General features: G+C 71.4%; 21 protein-coding genes and 1 tRNA gene. 12 read left to right on the forward strand and 10 right to left on the reverse strand.

Features of this window, described 5'->3' with window-relative positions; translation table 11 throughout:
• Positions 1–618, reverse strand: a 618-nt coding sequence (locus tag FFT09_RS23240) for a DUF3662 domain-containing protein (RefSeq protein WP_244231275.1), incomplete at its 3' end; no start/stop codon positions are given.
• A gap of 125 nt (positions 619–743) precedes the next feature.
• On the opposite strand from FFT09_RS23240, the gene FFT09_RS08410 reads away from it, so the two are divergent.
• From FFT09_RS08410 to FFT09_RS08430, 5 genes are all read left to right on the forward strand, one after another.
• Positions 744–829: transfer RNA gene (locus FFT09_RS08410), tRNA-Leu, on the forward strand.
• A 70-nt stretch (positions 830–899) separates the two neighbouring features.
• Complete coding sequence (locus tag FFT09_RS08415; RefSeq protein WP_138382322.1) at positions 900–1,952, forward strand: trans-sulfuration enzyme family protein; 1,053 nt, start codon at positions 900–902, stop codon at positions 1,950–1,952.
• A gap of 133 nt (positions 1,953–2,085) precedes the next feature.
• Positions 2,086–3,279 carry a thioester domain-containing protein gene (locus tag FFT09_RS08420; RefSeq protein WP_138382323.1) on the forward strand — a complete coding sequence of 398 codons (1,194 nt, stop codon included), beginning with the start codon at positions 2,086–2,088 and terminating at the stop codon, positions 3,277–3,279.
• Between the two features lie 168 nt (positions 3,280–3,447).
• Positions 3,448–3,705, forward strand: coding sequence for an AfsR/SARP family transcriptional regulator (locus FFT09_RS08425; protein ID WP_138382324.1), 258 nt, complete (start codon positions 3,448–3,450; stop codon positions 3,703–3,705).
• 160 nt (positions 3,706–3,865) lie between these two features.
• On the forward strand, positions 3,866–4,405 hold the full coding sequence (locus FFT09_RS08430) for a hypothetical protein (RefSeq protein WP_081192808.1): 540 nt from the start codon (positions 3,866–3,868) through the stop codon (positions 4,403–4,405).
• Here the strand turns inward: FFT09_RS08430 and FFT09_RS08435 are convergent.
• Positions 4,385–5,263, reverse strand: a complete 879-nt coding sequence (locus tag FFT09_RS08435) for an HpcH/HpaI aldolase/citrate lyase family protein (protein WP_081192810.1) — start codon at positions 5,261–5,263, stop codon at positions 4,385–4,387. The two genes, FFT09_RS08430 and FFT09_RS08435, sit on opposite strands and share 21 nt — an antisense overlap.
• A 303-nt stretch (positions 5,264–5,566) precedes the next feature.
• Here FFT09_RS08435 and FFT09_RS08440 point away from each other — a divergent pair, with 303 nt between their 5' ends.
• A complete protein-coding gene (locus FFT09_RS08440; protein ID WP_081193493.1) occupies positions 5,567–6,226 on the forward strand; it encodes a hypothetical protein in 660 nt (219 codons plus the stop codon).
• A 10-nt stretch (positions 6,227–6,236) separates the two neighbouring features.
• Positions 6,237–6,899 carry an NAD(P)H-binding protein gene (locus tag FFT09_RS08445; RefSeq protein ID WP_138382325.1) on the forward strand — a complete coding sequence of 221 codons (663 nt, stop codon included), beginning with the start codon at positions 6,237–6,239 and terminating at the stop codon, positions 6,897–6,899.
• Here FFT09_RS08445 and FFT09_RS08450 read toward each other — a convergent pair.
• Positions 6,896–8,209 (reverse strand): D-arabinono-1,4-lactone oxidase, encoded by a 1,314-nt coding sequence (locus tag FFT09_RS08450; RefSeq protein WP_138382326.1) that lies wholly within the window; start codon positions 8,207–8,209, stop codon positions 6,896–6,898. The two genes, FFT09_RS08445 and FFT09_RS08450, sit on opposite strands and share 4 nt — an antisense overlap.
• 79 nt (positions 8,210–8,288) lie before the next feature.
• Between FFT09_RS08450 and FFT09_RS08455 the strand changes: the two genes are divergently transcribed.
• Positions 8,289–9,485: an alanine racemase gene (locus FFT09_RS08455; RefSeq protein ID WP_425273050.1), complete on the forward strand. Its 1,197-nt coding sequence runs from the start codon at positions 8,289–8,291 to the stop codon at positions 9,483–9,485.
• 23 nt (positions 9,486–9,508) lie between these two features.
• Here FFT09_RS08455 and FFT09_RS08460 read toward each other — a convergent pair whose 3' ends face one another.
• From FFT09_RS08460 to FFT09_RS23245, 3 genes are all read right to left on the reverse strand, one after another.
• A complete protein-coding gene (locus tag FFT09_RS08460) occupies positions 9,509–10,150 on the reverse strand; it encodes a TetR/AcrR family transcriptional regulator (RefSeq protein WP_081192816.1) in 642 nt (213 codons plus the stop codon).
• A gap of 399 nt (positions 10,151–10,549) precedes the next feature.
• Positions 10,550–10,888: a hypothetical protein gene (locus FFT09_RS08465; RefSeq protein ID WP_051473432.1), complete on the reverse strand. Its 339-nt coding sequence runs from the start codon at positions 10,886–10,888 to the stop codon at positions 10,550–10,552.
• A gap of 13 nt (positions 10,889–10,901) precedes the next feature.
• Complete coding sequence (locus FFT09_RS23245) at positions 10,902–11,198, reverse strand: hypothetical protein (RefSeq protein ID WP_420852696.1); 297 nt, start codon at positions 11,196–11,198, stop codon at positions 10,902–10,904.
• Positions 11,199–11,502: 304 nt separating this feature from the next.
• Between FFT09_RS23245 and FFT09_RS08475 the strand changes: the two genes are divergently transcribed.
• Both FFT09_RS08475 and FFT09_RS08480 read left to right on the forward strand, forming a co-directional pair.
• Entirely contained in the window at positions 11,503–12,873 is a 1,371-nt protein-coding gene (locus FFT09_RS08475; RefSeq protein ID WP_081192818.1) for a helix-turn-helix transcriptional regulator, read from the forward strand.
• 33 nt (positions 12,874–12,906) lie between these two features.
• Positions 12,907–13,794: a phosphotransferase family protein gene (locus FFT09_RS08480; protein WP_138382327.1), complete on the forward strand. Its 888-nt coding sequence runs from the start codon at positions 12,907–12,909 to the stop codon at positions 13,792–13,794.
• A 117-nt stretch (positions 13,795–13,911) separates the two neighbouring features.
• On the opposite strand, the gene FFT09_RS08485 is transcribed toward FFT09_RS08480, so the two are convergent.
• Positions 13,912–14,970: a copper resistance D family protein gene (locus tag FFT09_RS08485; RefSeq protein ID WP_081192822.1), complete on the reverse strand. Its 1,059-nt coding sequence runs from the start codon at positions 14,968–14,970 to the stop codon at positions 13,912–13,914.
• 146 nt (positions 14,971–15,116) lie between these two features.
• Here FFT09_RS08485 and FFT09_RS08490 point away from each other — a divergent pair, with 146 nt between their 5' ends.
• On the forward strand, positions 15,117–16,766 hold the full coding sequence (locus tag FFT09_RS08490; protein ID WP_138382612.1) for a BCCT family transporter: 1,650 nt from the start codon (positions 15,117–15,119) through the stop codon (positions 16,764–16,766).
• Positions 16,767–16,822: 56 nt separating this feature from the next.
• Here the strand turns inward: FFT09_RS08490 and FFT09_RS08495 are convergent, their stop codons facing one another.
• Genes FFT09_RS08495 through FFT09_RS08505 form a run of 3 tightly spaced genes read right to left on the reverse strand, consistent with a single transcriptional unit; the run spans position 16,823 to position 18,737 of the window.
• On the reverse strand, positions 16,823–17,449 hold the full coding sequence (locus FFT09_RS08495; RefSeq protein WP_138382328.1) for a copper resistance CopC family protein: 627 nt from the start codon (positions 17,447–17,449) through the stop codon (positions 16,823–16,825).
• Positions 17,446–18,168: a YcnI family copper-binding membrane protein gene (locus FFT09_RS08500; RefSeq protein ID WP_138382329.1), complete on the reverse strand. Its 723-nt coding sequence runs from the start codon at positions 18,166–18,168 to the stop codon at positions 17,446–17,448. The genes FFT09_RS08495 and FFT09_RS08500 overlap by 4 nt, the downstream gene beginning before the upstream one ends.
• Before the next feature lie 41 nt (positions 18,169–18,209).
• Complete coding sequence (locus FFT09_RS08505; RefSeq protein WP_024876940.1) at positions 18,210–18,737, reverse strand: hypothetical protein; 528 nt, start codon at positions 18,735–18,737, stop codon at positions 18,210–18,212.
• Positions 18,738–18,858: 121 nt separating this feature from the next.
• Between FFT09_RS08505 and FFT09_RS08510 the strand changes: the two genes are divergently transcribed.
• Positions 18,859–19,506: an ABC transporter permease gene (locus tag FFT09_RS08510; protein WP_024876939.1), complete on the forward strand. Its 648-nt coding sequence runs from the start codon at positions 18,859–18,861 to the stop codon at positions 19,504–19,506.

Below are 19,506 nucleotides of genomic sequence, written 5' to 3' on the forward strand. Positions count from 1 at the left end.
GTCGTAACCCGGCTGGCCGTAGCCCTGGTCGTAACCGCCGGGCTGGCCGTAACCCTGGTCGTAACCCGGCTGGCCGTAGCCCTGGTCGTAACCGGGCTGTCCCTGTCCGTAGCCGTACTGGCCCTGCTGGCCGTACGGGTCACCCTGGTCGTATTGGCCGTAGCCGCCGGGCTGGCTCATTGGTCGGTCTCCTGCGTCGCTCATTCGTGCCGACCGCGCGGGGGGCCCGGTGTCGCTTGCCTTGACGTCCGGGTCGACGGTCGAGCGGGTTCTGAACTTTCCAGTATGCAGCGCCTCGTTGCGCTCTAGCGAAACTACGACGTCACCATAGGTGTCCCAGCCGTGCTCAGCGAGGTGCTCGGAGACGGCTTCGGCGAGCATGCGGGTGACCCGCTGTTCCTCCGCCGCCATGCGGTCGTAGTCCCCGGCGCCCAACGACACGACGTAGTGGTTGGGAGCGAGCTTGCGCCCGCCCGCGAGGTCCCTGACGTTGTCCTCACACTCCCGCTCCAGTTCCAACGCCACTTCCTGAGTGACGACGTTGCCACCGAATATCCGGGCGAAGGCATCACCCACGAGGTTCTCGAGGCGCCGATCGAAGCGCTGCACGCGTCCCACCGGTGACCACCTCCTTCCACGTGTGCCTTCGAGGCGATCGTATCGGGTTTTGCCGGTGTCACACCGGGCCCCGTGAAAGGCGTCTCGACAGGCTTGCTACGCTGTCCTCACTGTCGCAGTTGCTCGGGCGAGTGGCGGAATGGCAGACGCGCACGGTTCAGGTCCGTGTGTCCGGAAGGACGTGAGGGTTCAACTCCCTCCTCGCCCACCACAGCGAGAACGCCGTCGGGGAAGTCTCCCTGGCGGCGTTTTTCGTTGTCGGCCTGGTTACGGTGTCCCGCATGAGCGAACAGTGGTCGGCGCGTACCAGGGCGATCGTGGCCGGACGGCCCTCGGGGCAGGGGCAGCCGATGAACACCCCCATCGTCCCCGCCAGCATGCTCGGGCTGGACTACGCCCGGCAGGACGGAACCCCGACCTGGGCCGCGTTCGAGGCGGCGATCGGCGAGCTGGAGGGCGGCAGGGCGACGGCGTTCGCCTCCGGTGTGGCCACCGTCTCCGCCGTCCTGGACGGTCTCCGCGCGGGTGCGACGGTGGCCGTGCCGAGCGACAGCTACGCCGGGACCCGCAGCCACCTCGCCCACGAGCAGCGGGCGGGCCGCATCACCGTCGTGCCGGTGGAGCCGGGGGACACCGCCGCGTGGCTCGCCGCCGCGGGCGAGGCCGACCTGCTGTGGCTGGAGTCACCCACGAATCCGAGCCTGCACGTCATCGACATCCCGCGCATCACGGCGGAGTTGGCCGGCCGGGAGCACGCACCGCTGGTCGTGGTGGACAACACGTTCGCCACGCCACTCGGGCAGCAGCCGCTGGCGCTCGGCGCGGATGTCGTGGTGCACAGCGTGACCAAGTTCATCGGCGGGCACAGTGACCTCCTGCTCGGTGTGGCGATCGCCACGGACGACAAGCTGGCGAATGCGCTGCGGGACGCGCGTACCCGGATCGGTGCGACTCCAGGTGCCCTGGAGACGTTTCTCGCACTGCGGGGGTTGCGTACGTTGCCGGTGCGATTCGCGGAGGCCTCCCGCTCGGCCGCGCTGCTCGCCGAGCGGTTGTCCGGTCATCCCGCCGTGAGCGCGGTCCGGTACCCGGGGTCGGGTGCGATGATCGCGTTCGAGCTGCCGGACGCGGGCCGCGCCGACGCGGTGTGCCGCACGCTGGAACTCGTGCAGCACGCCACCAGCCTCGGCGGCGTGGAGAGCACGGTGGAACGGCGCGCGTCGCTGGCCGGCGACGAGCACGTCGCACCCGGCCTGATCCGGTTCAGTGTCGGGCTCGAGGACCCCGAGGATTTGTGGGCCGATTTAAACCGTGCGTTGTGTTCACTGAACTGACGAACAGTGGCTTCGCTTGTTCGGACGGTGGTTTCACGGGAAATTGACACCCTGTGTATGCTCCGCATCGCTGGGTGTCTGATCTTCACCTGACTGGGTTTTCCCCTTCCACCGTTGTGCTCTTAGGAGACTCATGAACAGCAGAAGAACGTTCGCCAGACTCGGTGCGTTCGCCGGAGCCACCGCGCTCGCCCTCTCCATCGGTTCCGTTCCCGCCGCCGCCGACGAGGGCAAGGCCGACTTTACCGACGGCGCCACCACGGGCTACCGGGTCAATGTGGACGGTGGCTTCCAGAACACCACACTGTTCGCGCTCGACCACAACGGCAGCTCGCTGGGCGCGTACTGCGTGGAGATCAGTGTCCGCGTCGACAAGAACCGGTCGCTGTTCGAGACGCCGTGGGACGAGTTCCCGAACCCGGACTCGCCGTTCCACGCCAACCGCGACCACATCAACTGGGTGCTGCACCACGGCTTCCCCGTCCAGGACCTGGGTGCGCTGGAGCAGACGCTGACCGAGCAGGGCGCGGAACTCCACGACGGATTGAACAAGCGCGAGGCCGTCGCCGCCACGCAGGCGGCCGTCTGGCACTACAGCGACGGCAAGGACATCGACCGCGAGGACCCGGTCCGATCGGACGACCCGGGCGCCGACGCCGACGTGCTGGCGCTCTACGACTACCTGACCGGTGAGTCCAATGTGGGCGTCTCCGAGCCGAACGCCTCGCTGGAGATCGGCCCCGAGCACGCCACCGGCGAGGCGGGTGAGCGCATCGGCCCGTTCACGGTGACCACCGGTGGCCAGATCGACGAGCTGGCCACGAACGTTCCCGAGGGCGTCACCGTCACCGACGCCGAGGGCAACGAGCTGACCGCCGGCGACATCACCGACGGCACCGAGCTCTACCTCGACGTGCCCGCCGAGCTGGCCGAGGGCTCGGGCGAGTTCGCGCTGTCCGCGACCGCCCAGCTGCCCACCGGCAGGCTGTTCGTGAGCGAGGGCTACGACCGCAAGCCCGCGCAGTCGCTCATCCTCGCGTCCTCTGAGGACACCAAGCTTTCCGCGATGGCCGGTGCCGAGTGGACCGCGGCGCCCGCGCCGACGACGCCGGAGGAGCCGACCGAGACGACGCCCACCGCGCCCGGCACCACCGAGTCGCAGCCCGCGCCGGTGGAGACCTCGCAGCCCAGCGTGACGCCCCAGGCGAACTCCGACGACCTGGCTCAGACCGGGTTCTCGGCGCTGACGCCGCTGCTGATCGGTGTCGGCCTGGTCGGCGCCGGTGCTGGTGCGATCTTCCTGCAGCGTCGCCGCAAGAGCGCCTGACGCCCGAAGCAGCTCTTCACGGCTGAAACGGCCACCTCTCACCCCGGGTGTGGAGGTGGCCGTTTTTTTGGTTGCACCGATCGTCGGCACGCCATTCCTCCAAAAGCACTATCCCGCCGTTGTGGTGTTGTTATCGTCAGCGGCCGGACATGGTTTTGTGGGGGTGCCGTGGAAATCCGCATTTTGGGCCCGTTGCAGGTGGTCGACGGTGAACGGGACATCGCTGTCCCGGCCGGCAGAATCCGGGCGTTACTGGCGGTGCTGGCCTGCCGGGCAAACCGCGTGGTATCGGTGCCGGAACTGGTCTCACAGCTCTGGGACGAGCCCGGAGCGGGCGCGCACAGCACCGGGCGCTCGTACGTGCGCAGGCTGCGCACTGCGTGCCCGGTGCCGCGAAGGCCACCCTCGCTGCGTCTGGCGCCGTGAAGGCCACCCTCGCTGCGTCTCATGCAGTGAAGGTGGCCTTCACGGCACCACACCCACCCGTCCGGGCCTGGCATACGATGGCCGCGACCGAGTCCCGCCACCCCGCCGCGAGGAGCGCCCGATGGCCGCGAGCGTGTTCGATCCCGGAGCCGGGTAGGCCATGGCCACGGACTTCCTGCGCGACGGACTGTTCCTCGTCGCCTGGTTCGGGTTGATGACGTGCGTCTGGCTCGGCTGGGCGCAAGAGGCGCCGCCGAAGCGCGCGGTGGGCTGGCTCGGGCTCGGCAGCGTTCTCGGGACCGCTGCCGCGGCGGCCGGTGGATACGCCGTCTGGGCGCACTGGGACGGCGCGTCCGCACTCGAAGGCCGGTTCGCGTGGTTCGGTGTGCTCGTCGGCGCCGAGGTGGTGGCGGCGGCGGTGGCCTGCCTGGTGTTGTGGCGCCAGGGAAGGGCGCGCTGGTTCTCCTTCGCGGTGGCGCTCGTGGTGGCGGCACACTTCGTTCCGCTGGCCGTGTTGCTGCAGGACTGGGCGTTGGCGATCCTCGGTGTGCTCCAGTTCGCGCTCGTGGTGGCTGCGGCGCGGTTCGCACGGCGGTGGTCGCTGACACCGAGCTTCCCGATCGGCGTGGCGATGGGCTCGACGCTGCTGCTGGCCTCGGGACTGGCCGCGCTGTGGTGGCTACCGGCCGGTCTCGCCTGACTCGCGAGCGGTCACGGCCTCGTGCAGGGCGAGGACCCGCCGCGCCTGTTCCACGTGCAGGTTCTCCACCATGCGGCCGTCCACTGTGACCACGCCCCTGCCGTCCGCCACGGCCCGTTCCAGGGCCTCGATGACGCGGCGGGCGTGCTCCACGTCGGCTTCGGACGGTGCGAAGACGCGGTTGCAGACGTCGAGTTGGTTCGGGTGGACGAGTGTCTTGCCATCGAACCCGAACTGCCGGGCCTGGACGCACTCGGCCTCGAAACCCTCAGCGTCGCGTACGTCGTTGTAGACACCGTCCACGATGGACTTTCCCGCCGCGCGGGCGGCCAGCAGGCAGAGTGACAGGCTCGGCAGCAGCGGTGCCCGGCCGGGCACGAACTCGGCGCGCAGTTCCTTGGCGAGGTCGTTGGTGCCCAGCACGAGCACGGTGAGCCGCTCGGACGCCGTCGCGATCTCCTCGGCTCGCAGCACCGCCGCCGGGGTCTCCACCATCGCCCACACCGCGGTGCGGGCGGGAGCACCGGCGTCGGTGAGTGCCCGGTCGACGGCGTGGACGTCGGCGGCCGAGCCCACCTTGGGCACCACGACGGCGTCCGGCCCCACCGGGGCCACCGCGCGCACGTCGGCGTCGTGCCAGGCCGACCCGAGTCCGTTGATCCGTACGGCCGTCTCTCGCTCGCCGTAGGCGCCCGAGGCGACGGCCTCGCACACCCGGTCGCGGGCGGTCGCCTTGGCATCGGGCGCCACGGCGTCCTCCAGGTCGAGCACCAGGGCGTCGGCGGGCAGGGTCCGCGCCTTCTCCAGCGCGCGCTCGTTCGCGCCGGGCAGGTAGAGCACGGAGCGGCGCGGTCGCATGGTGGCCTCCTCGTCACGGCGCCCACGGTGGGCGGCTCGCCGCCACCGTAGTGCGGGCGGCGGCTCCGGCGCTGCGGTGCCGGTCACCGGTACCGGGGGCCGCTCGCCCGGGGCATCACCCATACGGCCGCACCGCCCGACCGAAGTCACTCAGCCGCCCACCGACCGATCACCGACCGTGGGACGCCGCCGATCGCAACCGCGCCCGTGGAGCGCAGACGACGCCCGTTTGCGCTGGTACTCAGGTCACGTGCCGTTTTCGGCGCGGTGATCCGGCAGGCGAACTTCAGGGAGGCGGACTTCGTGGCGGTACCACCTGGGCAAACCGCGACAACGAGTGAGTCGAACGGCGTCCGGTCGATTCCCGGCCGAGTCAGCCCCACCATCGAGCTCCCGTCCGATCCCGCGGAGCTGGCCTCCCGGGCGGCGCCGCTGCTCGGCTGGCAGGGAACGGTGCTGCCGCAGCTGACGCTGTTCGGCCGGCGCGTGTTCGTGGTGGCGCGGCTCCGGCCCGACGCCCACGCGGAGCGCATCGCCACGGGGCTGCGGCCGGTCACCGACAGGGCCACGGTGGCGACCTGGACGTGGCCGGAGCTGGCGCGGGTCGCGCCTCCGCCCGCGGTCCACATCGCCGGGGTGCTCGCCGTGGCCCGGCACTGGCGCACGGGCATGGCGGCGGCGGTGCCGTTCGCCCGCTACGGCGAGGCCGCGATGGTGCTGCCGACGTCGATCACCATGAGCCACGACTACGTGGACCACTGCCTGCCCCGGGCCAGGATGTACGGCATCGGCACGGTCGCCGCCGACGAGAACGCCACGGTGGACCTCGACGTGACGTGCGGCGAGGACCGCATCATGCTCGGGGACGACGAGGTGTGGCGCTGGGTTCACGAGGTCGCCTACGAGCGGTTGCTGGCCTGCGAGGCGGCGGGCTCCACTGCCTGTGAACGGCGGGACGGCTAGCCTCGACGGTATGCGAGTCGTCATCGCCGGAGGACACGGCAAGATCGCGCTGCGCCTGGAGTCGTTGCTCGCCGCCGCGGGTGACACCGCCGTGGGGATCATCCGCACGGCCGAGCAGGCGGGGGATCTGCGCGAACGCAGTGCCGAGCCCGCGGTCCTGGATCTGGAGACCGCCACCCTGGACGAGGCCGTCGGCGTGCTCTCGGGGGCCGACGCCGCCGTGTTCGCGGCGGGTGCGGGCCCGGGTAGCGGGCTCGCCCGCAAGGACACCGTGGACCGGGCGGCTGCCGTGCTGTTCGCCGAGGCCGCCGAAGCGGCCGGGGTGCGGCGGTTCGTCCAGGTGAGTTCGATGGGCGCGGGCGCGCCGGTCGACGCGGAGGTCGAGGCCAGGGTCGGTGAGGTGTTCGCCGCCTACCTGCGGGCCAAGGCGGCGGCGGAGGACGATCTGCGCTCGCGCGACCTCGACTGGACCATCCTGCGACCCGGCAGGCTCACCGACGACCCCGGAACGGGCCTGGTCCACCTGGCCGACGAGGTGCCGAGGGGCGACATACCGCGCGACGACGTGGCGGAGGTGCTGCGACTGCTGGTCGCCGACAGCACCACCTACGGCCGCGCGCTGGAGCTGACCGGGGGCAACACTCCGGTGGCGGAGGCGCTCGAACGACTCTAGGAACCGGGGCCGAGGACCCGGTCCAGGTAGGCGTTGGCGAACACACCGCCGGGGTCGAGTCGCGACCGCACGCGCCGGAAGTCGTCGAATCGCGGGTAGAGCTCGCGCAGCCGCCCGGCGTCCAGATCGTGCAGCTTGCCCCAGTGCGGGCGGCCGTCCACCCCGGCCGCGATGCGGGCGAAGCCGGCGAAGTACTCCTCGTAGGGCATGCCGACGTACTGGTGGACGGCCACGTAGGCGGTGTCGCGGCCGTACGCCGTGGACAGCCAGATGTCGTCCGAGGCGGCCACGCGGACCTCCACGGGGAACGCCACAGGGTGCCGCAGCCGGGACACCAGCGCACGCAGGTCGCGGAGCACGTCGCCCAGCGCCTCGCGGGGCACCGCGTACTCGGACTCGACGAACCGCACCGCGCGGTGGGTCGCGAACACCCGGTGGGAAGCGTCGCTGTAGCGGCGGGTGGACAGGGCCGAGGACGCGAGCGAACCGAGTGCGGGCACCAGGCGCGGCACCGCCCTGCCGAGCCTGCAGAGGCTGCCGAAGGCGACGTTCTCCATGACGGTGTAGTCGAGGAACCGCCGCGCGGCGGGCAGCGGGCGTGGCGGCGTGCCGTCGGTGCGGCGCGTGTTGCGCTTGAGCAGGGCGTTGCGGCCGTACGGGAACCAGTAGAACTCGACGTGGTCGGTGGTCTCGGCGAGGTCGTCGAACTCGGCGAGCACGGTGTCGAGCGGATGCGGGCCCTCGTGTGCGTCGAGCACGAAGGCGGGTTCGCACTGGAGCGTCACGCTGGTGATGACGCCGAGCGCGCCGAGACCCACCCTGGCGGCGTCGAACAGGTCGCTGTGGTCGGTGGGGGAGCAGCGGACGGTGGAGCCGTCGGCCGTGACGAGTTCCAGTGCGCGCACCTGGGTGGCGAGGCCGCCGAAACGCGCCCCGGTGCCGTGGGTTCCCGTGGAGATGGCCCCGGCGACGGTCTGGGCGTCGATGTCGCCGAGGTTGGTCATGGCCAGGCCCAGCGCAGCCAGCAGGGTGTTGAGGCGGCGCAGTGTCGTGCCTGCCCGCACCGTCACGAGCCCGGCTTCGACGTCCGCGGAGACGAGTCCGGTGAACGCGCTCAGGTCGAGGGCGTCGGCGCCGGGATCGGTGGCGGCGACGGGGCTGAACGAGTGGCCGCTACCCAGCGGGCGCAGTCGCCTGCCGTGCCGGGCCGCCTCGGCGACCGCGTCGGCGATTCCCGGGGCGTCAGCGGGGCGGTGAGTCCGCCGCGGCAGTGCCACGGCGGTTCCCGCCCAGTTCGTCCACGGTCGCACCCGGACCTCCCTCGCCGTGTGAGCCACCATAGGTGAATGTGATTCGCATTTCAACGCGGCTTGTCGTACCGTTCTCGACGTGACCTCCGTGACCGTGGATGACCGAGCCCGGTACGACTCGGCGACCCGGCATCTCGACCCGCCGCTGGCCGTGATCGACCTTGATGCCGTCGACGCCAACGCCGACGACCTCGTCCGCCGAGCGGCAGGTACTCCCATCAGGATCGCCACGAAATCGGTGCGCTGCCGGGCACTGCTCGACCGGGTACTCGCCAGGCCCGGCTTCTCCGGGCTGCTGTGCTACACCCTCGCCGAGGCCCTGTGGCTGCACGAACAGGGCACCGCCGACGACCTCGTCGTCGCCTACCCGACCGCCGACACGGGCGCGTTGCGTGCCCTCGCCGCCGACGACGCCGCGCGGCAGGCCATCACCCTGATGGTGGATTCCCGCGAGCACCTCGACCTCGTCGACACCGTGCTCGGAGCCGCGCACCCGGAGATCCGGGTCTGCCTGGAGTTCGACGCCTCGTGGCGGCCCTTCCCCGGCGTCCACGTCGGCACCCGCCGCTCGCCGGTCCACACACCGAAGCAGGTCGGCAGGCTCGCGGAGCGGATCGCGGCGCGGCGCGGCTTCCGGCTGGTCGGGGTGATGGGCTACGAGGGCCAGATCGCGGGCGTACCCGACGGCGGCCCCGGCGTCTCCGGCGCCGTGACGCGGTGGATGCAGCGGCGTTCGGCCGCCGAACTGGCCGCGCGGCGGGCGGCCGTGGTGGCAGCGGTGCGGCGGGTCGCCCCGCTGGAGTTCGTCAACGGCGGCGGCACGGGCAGCCTGGAGTCCACCTGCGCCGAACGGGCGGTCACCGAGGTCACCGCGGGCTCCGGGCTGCTGGGCCCCGCGCTGTTCTCGCGGTACCGCCGGTTCACCCCCGCACCCGCCGCGCTGTTCGCACTGCCCGTGGTGCGCAGGCCGGGGCGCCGGGTGGTCACTCTCGCCGCGGGTGGTTACGTCGCGTCGGGCGCGGCGGGCCGCTCGCGGCTGCCGTCGCCGCACCTGCCAGCCGGGCTGAGCCTGCTCGGGATTGAGGGCGCGGGCGAGGTACAGACCCCGGTCCGGGGGCGCGCTGCGCGCGCACTGCGGCTCGGCGACCGCGTGTGGTTCCGGCACGCGAAATCCGGTGAGCTGGCCGAGCACTTCCGCGACTACCACCTGGTGTCCGGTGGGACGCTGGTCGGCAGCGCACCCACCTATCGCGGCGAGGGCCGCTGCTTCGGCTGACTCCGGGCGACTCACTCGCTTCGTCAGTCGCCGAACTTGCTCGCCAGGTAGCCCTTGATCAGAGTCTTGGTCTCGTCGATGACGTCCTGGTTGCCTCGCGGATCGAGGCGGAAGGCGTAGTTGAGCAGTCCGTCGGCCGCCTCGACGGCGATGGAGATCGGCAGCGCGACCTCCTCCTGCGAGAGCGCGAGGTGGGTGGTCACCAGCCCCGCGAGCGCGTCCACGACCACGCGGTTGTTGGTGCGGCGGTCGTCGAGCAGGCGCAGGTCCACGACGTCGCCGAAGTGGACGGTGGAGAAACCGGGGACGTCGCGGTGCATGGCGAGGTAGATGTCCAGCAGCGAGTCGACGATGTCCCACCAGTGATGCGGGTCCAGCGTGCCGAGGCGGTCGTTGACGGCGGTGATGAAGCGTTCCAGGTTCCGCTGGGTCAGCGCCTGCACCACGGCCCGCTTGTCGGGAAAGAACTGGTACAGCGAGCCCACGGCCACGCCGGCCCGTTTGGCGATGAGCGTGGTCGTGAGCCCTTCGTAGCCCACTTCGTCGAGCAGTTCGGCGCTCGCGTCGAGCATCCGTTCGACTCGTTTGGCGCTGCGCTGCTGGACCGGCTGCCTGCGAAGCGGAGTGGTGGTCGCCGCCTGCGTCGCGGTGTTGTTCTCGGACACGAAGTGCTCCTTGCTGTGCAGGTCAGCGACTTTATCGTGTCCGGTATCGGGTTCACCGTCGAGTGAACGCCTGACGTCGCGGAGTAGAGGTGAGGCCGCGGACCGGTGCCGGTCGGGGGGAGGGGGAGTGCAACGGCACCGGCCCGCGGGGTATCGGGGCCCAACCACGGGGCGGGTTCTCGCGGTGTGCGATGTGGAGTTGTTCGACGATCGTGGTGGCCAACCTAGCGCCGCCACCCGGACAGAGCCATTAACAGAGGCAAATCTTTCCGATTAATCGCCGAGGAACCGGCGGCCGGATCGTCACGCTCGGGGGTACGGACGGTCCGGCCGCCGGCGACTGGGACCGCCGCCGGGCGGAAACTGGGGAGCTGGCCGGGAGTTCGGCGGTGTGGGCGGTCATCGGCTGTGCCCTCCGGCCAGCGCGTGCCGTCCCGTCGCCCGGCGCGACTCCGGCACGTGGGCCAGCCCGCCCGCGACGAGATGGTCGTGCGCCACCTGCCACACCGAGCAGGGAGCCTTGCAGCGGTGCCACCGCGTCGAGCACGTCGGACAGTCGCCGCGCTCGTCGGGTTCGTGCGCTCGCAGAATGGTCCGCCAGCCCTCGGTGAGCCGGGGAAGCTCGGACCGGGCCACCGAGATCAGAGCCGGGCTGTCCGCTTCGTGCGCGAGGTCGGCGAGCATGTCGAGGCGTTCCCACACCGCGTTGCGGAGCACCTGCCCGAGAATTTGGTCCACCTGGTCCTCACCGTCACCTTTCCGCCAGTTCGGCGGCTTCGTTGAGCGCGGCCCGGAGTTGCCAGAGTTGGTCGGCCGAAAGGCGCGCCGCCTCTCCGGGAGGTCCGACGAGGACCACCTCGCCGTCGTCCACATACACCGCAACACAGCGATCACGGCTGATCAGGTCGCCGCACTGGACGCGCCAGACCACCCGGGCGCCCTCGTGCCGGCGGCCCGAGTCGAGGACGGAGTGGGGTGACCCGCTGCCGAAGCGGGTGGGCGCGAGGCCCGTCCCGCCAGCGGCTGCTGCGATCGAGTACACGCCCACCACGTCCTTCGTCCCGTCACTACGTCACTACGTCGCCACGTCGCCACGTCACTGTCATCGGCGGGAGGTTCGCGATCGCGCAACGTGTTCGCCCGGCCACGCACCTCCTGCTCCTACATTGCGGCGAACCGGACGCCCTGAGAAGCCTCGGTGGGCCGTGCAGCGGCGACCGGCCCGGCCCGCACGCCGAACGGTCGCGGGAGTTCGGCCCGACCGATCAGAGCCCCACAACGAGCCTTCGCACGGTTCAATAGGCGTTGCTTACGCTGCACACGACGCCCGACGGGACTGTGGAGGGGCGGACATGGACGCCAACGAGGACGCGAGGCAGAACCGCATCGACCCCGACGTGTGGGAGACCGGTGACATGCGGGACGCGCTGGCGGCTCGCAACGTCAGTGAGGTCTACCGCCAACTGCGGATGCACGGGATCTCGCAGCGGCAGATCGCCGCGATGACCGGCCAGTCACAGTCCGAGGTGTCGGAGATCCTCAAGGGTCGCCAGGTGATGGCCTACGACGTGCTGTCCCGCATCGCCAAAGGCCTGCGCATCCCGAGGGGCTACATGGGTCTCGCCTACGACGAGGCCACGAGGACCGACGTCGTCGGCCACGCCGACGAGCAGCAAGCTGAGGAGGACGAGTCCGTGAAACGACGGAAGTTCCTCGCGCACGCCGCCCAGGTCACGATGGGGGCCGCCGTGTTCGGGCCCGCCTCGGCGGCCTGGGCGTCGAGCCCCGGGAGGACACCGGCGCCGGGGCGCATCGGAATCACCGACGTTCGCCAGGTCGAGGCGGCCACCCGGGCCCTGAGAGCGCTCGACTACCAGTACGGCGGCGGGTTCTGCCGCGACGCGGTGGTGGCGCAGCTCTCGTGGGGCCAGCAGATGCTTCAGGCGAGCGGGTCGGAGAACGTCAGGTCCCGGCTGTACGTCGCGCTGGCCGACCTGCACAGTCTCGCGGGCTGGACGTCGTTCGACATCGATCTCGTCGACTCCGCGCGCAACCACTTCGCGCAGGCGCTCGAACTGGCGAAGCAGGGCGAGAACCACCCGCTCGTCGCCAACATCCTGTATCGCATGGGCAGGGTGTACCTGCACCAGGACGCGCCCAACGACGCGCTCAAGCTGTTCCAGTTGGGACAGTTGGCCGCGCAGGACTCCGGCTCCGAGCTCGCGGTGGCGGTCCTGTGCGCCAACGAGGCGTGGGCGTACGCCATGATGGGCAACGCCGAGCAGGCCATGAAGCTGCTGGGCAGGACGAGGGACGAGTTCCAGCGGGCCGACATCGCCAACGCGGAGTCGTGGGTGCGTTTCTTCGACGAGACCGACGTCCACGCGATGGTCGGCACCGTCCACACGACACTCGCCCAGCAGGCCGACCCCGCCCACACGCGGTACGCGATCCCGGCACTGCGCAGGGCCACCGACGCCTACGGCGACGACATGGCCCGCAGCAAGACGTTCAGCCTCAGCATGCTGGCGACCAACCACATGCTGGAAGGCGACATCGACCACGGCGCGAAGGTCGGGGGCAAGGCGCTGGAATGCGCCGAGGGACTGAAGTCGGCGCGGGTGAAGAAGCGGATGGAGCCGCTGCGTCAGGAGGCGGTGCGCCGCAGCAACAACGGCGACGCCCGCGACCTCGCCGAGCGGATGACCGACTTCTTCGCCTGAGGGGCGCGGAGCTGACCGGGCGGGGCGCGCGGCTTGGACGGGCGGTTCACCAGGGCCGAACTGGACGAGGTGCTGCGCCGGACGTGTGCCCGGCTCGGCCTGGACCACCGCGGCGCCGCACTCCTGCGGTTCACCAACAACGCCGTGTACTCCCTGGCCCGCGAGCCCGTCGTGGTGCGCATCGTGGGGTCACGGGCACTGCGGCACCGGGTGGCGAAGGTCGTGCGGGTGGCCCGCTATCTCGCCGAACACGAGGTACCCGCCGTGCGGCTGCTCGACGGCGTACGGCAACCGCTCTATGTCGGCGAGCACGTGGTGACCGTGTGGCACCGCGTGCCCGGCGCGGGACAGCAGGCCAGGCCGGCGGAGCTGGCCGGACTCCTGCGCCGGGTCCACGCACTGCCGCCTCCGGCTGAGCTGGTGCGCTGGGCGCCGCTGGCCGACGTCCGGGCCAGGGTCTCCGACGCCGAACAGCTCGCGGCGTCCGACCGGCGGTTCCTGCTGGACCGGTGCGCCGAGGTGGAGGAGGCGCTGCGCGGGCTGACGTTCCCGCTGCGGCCGTCGCTGGTCCACGGGGACGCGCATCCGGGCAACGTCATCGTCGGTGAGTCCGGTCCCGTGCTGTGCGATTTCGACTCCAGTTGCGTGGGCCCGCCGGAGTGGGATCTCGTGCCCCTCGCGGTCGGGCACGAGCGATTTCACGACCCGCCGCAGCGCTACGGCGAGCTGGTGCGCCACTACGGCTTCGACGTGACGGCGTGGGAGGGCTTCGAGGCCCTGCGTGCCGCGCGGGAACTCAAGCTGACGACGAGCGTGCTGCCGATCGCGCGCAGCCATCCGAGGGTGCGCCACGAGTTGGCGCGCAGGCTCGGTGACCTTCGCGCGGGCAGGACCGACACCCGATGGCGCCGTTATCGCTGACGCCGAAAGCACGCATTCGGCGACGGCTACCCGCCGTTCGTCGCTTGCCCGGAACGGGGTGAGCGAGGGCGGGAAGCCGGTGAAATTCGGCCGGGCCGAACCCGACTGTAATCCACGTCACGTGGTGGTCGTCAAGGGTGTCCTCGTGAGAACGGCCGCGATTCCCAACGCCAGGCCGAGCACGGCCAGTTCGACGAGTGCGAACGAGGTGAGGGCCGTGCGCCGGTGCCGGACGACGCCGGGCAGCAGCTTCCACCGCGTGTAGCCACCGAGCGCGGCGATCGCGCCCAGCGCCACGATCTTCGCGAGCAGCAGGTGCCCGTAGGTGGTGGTGACGATTCCCGGCCACGGCTCGACGGTGGGGTGCTGGACGAACTCGACCAGCCCGCTGAGGGCGCCGGTCGCCACCGTCACCGCGAGGCACGCCGTGGCCAGGCGCGAGAACCGGGGCAGCGCGACGGCCAGCAGGCCGCGGTGCCGCCCGGCGAGCACGACGACGGCCGCGAGCCCGCCGGTCCAGGCCACGGCGCTCACGATGTGCAGTTCGAGCAGCACCATCGTGTACTCGGCGAGGTGGGACGTGGCGGCGTGCCCGGTGACCGGCAGCGGGAGCAGCGCGAACAGGCCGCAGCCCACCACGAGTTCGGGCGGAACCCGCCGTCCGAGGCGCTGTGCCGCCACGGCGAGTGCGGCCTGGACCAGGGCGAAGCCCGCCACCACCAGCAGGGCCTTGCCCGCCGCCACCGTGGCGACGTAGGAACGGAGGTCGGCGAACGAGACGGCCGGGGCCGAGGGGCGGTACTCGGCCGCCTGGAGCACCAGGCTCACGAGTGCGGCCACCGCCCACACCACTGCCGCCACCGCGACGCCGGTGCGGGCGCGGCCGAACGCCGCCGCGGCCGAAGCGGGCGCCCGTTGCCCGGCCAGCAGGGGAAACAGGGCGAAGCCCACGGCGGCGACGGCGGCGAGGTCGAGCGTGGCCCGTGCGAGTGGCAGCCCCACGCGCACGGCGGTGTCCACCTGGGCGATACCGCTGACCGGTGCCGCCGCGGTGAGCCCGAGCCCGGCGAGTACTCCGGCCAGCGCGGCCGTGACCACCGCGACCACGGGGCCGAGCCGGGACAACCACGAGGCCGGTGCGGCGGCGGGTCTGCTCACCCTGTCGAGATTACGCATCGCGCCTCCTGTCGAGAGCGATTAGCCGGGCGGCGAGCGGGCACCCTCTCGGCCGTACGAGCCCAGGAAGGCGGCTGATGACCGGGTACTCCGAAGACCCCGAGCACCCCGAGCACCCCGAGCATCCCGCGAAGCCGGACCAGCGGATGCGGGCCGACGTGGAGCCGGAGCCCGGGCGGGCCGACCGGCCCGCCAGGACCGACCGCGTCGTCTTCAGCGTGGCCGCGGTGATCGCCCTCGCCATCGTGGCCTGGGGAGTCTCCTCGCCCAGCAGCCTGGCCGCCGTGGCGGACACGGCGCTGAACGGCGCGGTCATTCCGTACGGCGGGTGGGCGTTCGTCCTCACGGCGGGCGGGTTCGTGGTGTTCGCCCTGTGGATCGCCGTCAGCCGCTACGGCCGGATTCCGCTGGGCAGGGACGACGAGCTGCCGGAGTTTCGGACGGTCTCGTGGATCGCCATGATGTTCAGCGCCGGAATGGGCATCGGGCTCATGTTCTTCGGGGTGTTCGAGCCCGTGGCACACCTCACCAGCCCGCCGCCCGGCACGGTGCCCGCCAACTCCGACGACGCCGTGCATCTCGCGATGGCCACGACGCTGTTCCACTGGACCGTCCACCCCTGGGCGATCTACTCGGTCGTCGGCCTGGCCATCGCCTACAGCGCGTTCCGCAGGCGGCGCAGCCAGTTGATCTCGGCCGTGTTCGAGCCGCTGATCGGCAGGCGGCGCAGCGAGGGGCCGCTGGGCAAGGCGATCGACGTCATGGCGATCTTCGCGACGCTGTTCGGTTCGGCTGCCTCGCTGGGGCTCGGCGCGTTGCAGGTCGGCGGCGGACTCGCCTCGGTGGGGTGGATCGACGATCCGGGCACCGGGCTGCTGGTGGTCATCATCGCGGTGCTGACCGTGGCGTTCGTGGCCTCGGCCGTCTCCGGGATCGCCAAAGGAATCCAGTGGCTTTCGAACATCAACATGGTGCTCGCCGCCCTGCTGGCCGTGTTCGTGCTGGTTGTCGGTCCGACGGTGCTGATCCTCAACCTGGTCCCGGGGGCCATCGGCGACTACCTGCGGGAACTGCCCGCGATGTCCGGGCGCACGGGGGTCACCGGCGGTGCCGACATGCAGGCGTGGCTGGGGAGCTGGACCGTCTTCTACTGGGCGTGGTGGATCTCCTGGACCCCGTTCGTGGGCATGTTCATCGCCCGGATCTCCCGTGGTCGCACGATCCGGCAGTTCGTGATCGGCGTGATCGCCGTACCCAGCGTCGTGAGCCTGGTCTGGTTCGCGATCTTCGGTGGCGCGGCGATCGAGGCGCAGCGTTCCGGCGTGGACATCGCGGGCGCGGGCGGTGAGGAGGCGGCGACGTTCGCCCTGTTGGAGACCCTGCCGTGGTTCGTCCCGCTCGCCGTGCTGGTGATGCTGCTCGTGTCGATCTTCTTCGTGTCCGGTGCCGACGCGGCCTCGGTCGTGATGGGAACGCTGTCGCAGCGCGGGTCCGTCGGCCCGCACCGCAGGATCGTCATCTTCTGGGGTGTGGTGATGGGTGCCGTCGCGGCCGTGATGCTGCTGGTCGGCGGCGACGACGCGCTCACGGGGCTGCAGAACCTCACCATCCTCGTCGCGGTGCCGTTCGTGCTCGTCATGATCGCGTTGTGCGTCTCGCTGTACCGGGACCTGCGTCGCGATCCGCTGGTGACCAGTGAGGACGAGATCATGCGCTCGTTGCGGCGCCAGCACCACGACCGCGAGGCCGGGCGGGCCGCGACGCTGCGGCATCCGCTGCGCGGGCGCAGGCGGTAGGGTCCGGCTCGGCTTTCCCGGCCGGGCCCCACCGCCTTCGGGAGGGCCGGAGCCCGTCAGTCCTCCGAGCGGCCCATGCGCAGGGCCACCACGAGGCCCGCCACCAGCAGCACGGCCGCACCCGCGAGCCAGACCCACACCGGCACGCCGCCGGAGCCGTCCTCGCTCGCGGTCCGATCCTGCTCGGCGCCGTCCTCACCGGGAGCGGCACCGTCCTGCTGCTGTTGCTCGGCCCCGGAGTCACCGGAATCGCCCTGCCCGGCACCCGGCACCTCGGTGTCGGGCGCACCGCTGGCCTCGCCGGGCCCCGGCGCCGTCAGCGTGAACCGGATCTCGTCGGACACCGGGTGCCCGTCGGCGGAGAGGATGCGGTAGCCGACGACGTACTCCCCGGCTGGGCCGAGCGGGCGCAGCGGGGCGGTGACCGTGTCGCCGTCCACCGTCACGGTGCCCTCGGCCCACTGGTCGCCCTGCGGGCCGGTGAGGGCGACCTCGTTGACGTCGGCTTCCTGCACCGGCTGGTCGAACGTCAGCACGACCTCGGTCGGCGCGGTGTCCAGCTCGTCGCCCTCGGCCGGCGCGGACGAGATGAGCACGTTGTGGGCGGAGGCGGGCAGTGCCGTCACGGCCAGGCCCACGAGCGCGACCGCGAGGGCGGTGACCAGCGCCGCGAGCCGCCTCACGACCGGCCTGCCTTCCTGGCGCGCAGCGTGGCGCCCACGCCGAGGCCGAATCCCAGCGCGCCGAGTGCCAGGCCCACGCCGCCGAGCCAGCGGGCGGTCTCGTCGGTCGAGTCGCCGCCGTCGGCGTCGCTGGCGCTGTCGGCGCTGCCGGTGTCCTCCTCGGCCGCACCTGCTCCGCCGTGGCCGTGGCCGTCTCCCGAGGATGCGGCGAGTTCCACGACGGGGGCGGGCCGCTCGGGCTCGTCGCCGGTCGTGGGGTCCTCGTCCCAGTTCACCACGGTGCCGTCGGAGTAGGTCTGCGCGGCGGGCAGCACCATCGTGTCCACGTCCTCGGGCAGGGAGCCGAGCACGAGTTCGAACTCCTCGTACGACGCGGTGCCCGCCGCGATCTCGTGCCCGTCCTCGGCCGTCCAGGTGACGGCGGTGACGACGTTGTCGTCCTTGCTCACCTCGGCGGTCCACCCCGCGACGGGCTTGGTCCGCGCGGTGGTGATGCCGTACTCGGCGGGCAGCGTGACCTCCACCTTCGTGGTGCCCACCTCCTGCTCCTCGTTGGGCACCCGGAGCGCGACGGCCCCGTAGCCGCCCTGCTCCGGCGGGTCGCCGTAGACGTTGGCGGTGACGTGGGCCGAGGCGAGGCCGCCCGCCAGCAGCAGGCTCGTGGTGGCGGCGGCGGTGACGACCGCGCCGCGCACAAAACGTCGATTTGTCGACAACAAAGGATCCTCCTGATCCGGGGAATGGTGACTGCGTCGATCGATCAGGAGGTGGGTGGTGGTCCGCGCAACGGGTGGGCCCTGCGGAGCAGGACCTCGACGGCGCGGAAGGCGCCCTGGGGCGTGCCGCCGAGGGGCGCGGTTCCCTCGGGCGCCGGTGAGCCGCACACCACCACGAACAGCACTCGCAGTGCCCACAGCGCGCTGATCGCTACGGCGAGCATCGCCTCGGCGTGGGCCAGGACCAGTGCCGTGACCACCGTGGCGACGACATGGCACGCCAACATGGCCGGGCCCTCCACCGCGTGCCCGGACAGCTCCCCGAGAACGAGGTGGGTGACGAGCTGCGCACCGCCGAGGACCAGCAGGATGCCGCCCCGGCCCCGGGTCTGCGATGCGAGCGCGGTGGACACCCAGCCGATCAGCACGGTCATCGCGACGGTGGGAACCAGGTGGGGCAGGTGCCCGCCCCCGAGTGTGTGTGCCGTCACACTGAGAATGGCCGAGCAGCTCGCGAGCAGAACGCCCCGGATTCCGCGCAGTGCGCGGTCGGGGGCTCGGCTGCGGCTCACGAAGACCAGCCTATGGGATGGACCGGTCGAGACGAATCCCGTCCATTGCTTGCTACTTGCGCGAGGATCGTGAATTGTAATTGCGCCACTGACATCTGCCAAGCGACCGAGCGGGTGGTCCATGAGTCTATTCGAGTACGTAGCCGATCGATGGGAGCGGTTGTCGCTCCAGGCGTTCCTCCACGTGAGTGAGGTCGTGCAGGCGACGATCATCGCGGCGGTGCTCGGGGTCCTGATCGGCATCGCGGTCTACCGCAGCCCCGCCGGGTCCGCGGTCGCCACCGCGCTGGCCAGCGCGATCCTCACGATCCCGTCGTTCGCGCTGCTGGGGCTGCTGATTCCGGTGGTCGGGCTGGGGGCGACCCCCACGATGATCGCGCTGGTGCTGTACGCGCTGCTGCCGATCACCCGCAACACGATCGTCGGGCTCGCCGGGGTCGACCCCGCGATCAGCGACGCGGCCAAGGGCATCGGGATGAACCGCGTGTCGGTCCTCAGCAGGGTGGAACTCCGACTCGCCTGGCCGGCCATCCTCGCCGGGATGCGGGTCGCCACGCAGATGTTGATGGGCATCGCGGTGATCGCGGCCTACGCCAAGGGCCCTGGCCTCGGCAGCGAGGTGTTCTCGGGCCTGACCAGGGCGGGCAGCGCCAACGCGACCAACCAGGCGCTGGCCGGGACGCTCGGCGTCGTGATCCTCGCCCTGCTGCTGGAGGGCGTCTACTTCCTGATCGCTCGCCTCACCGTTTCGAGGGGTATTCGTGGTTGA

The organism is Saccharomonospora piscinae (assembly GCF_005862235.1).
Lineage (GTDB): Bacteria > Actinomycetota > Actinomycetes > Mycobacteriales > Pseudonocardiaceae > Saccharomonospora > Saccharomonospora piscinae.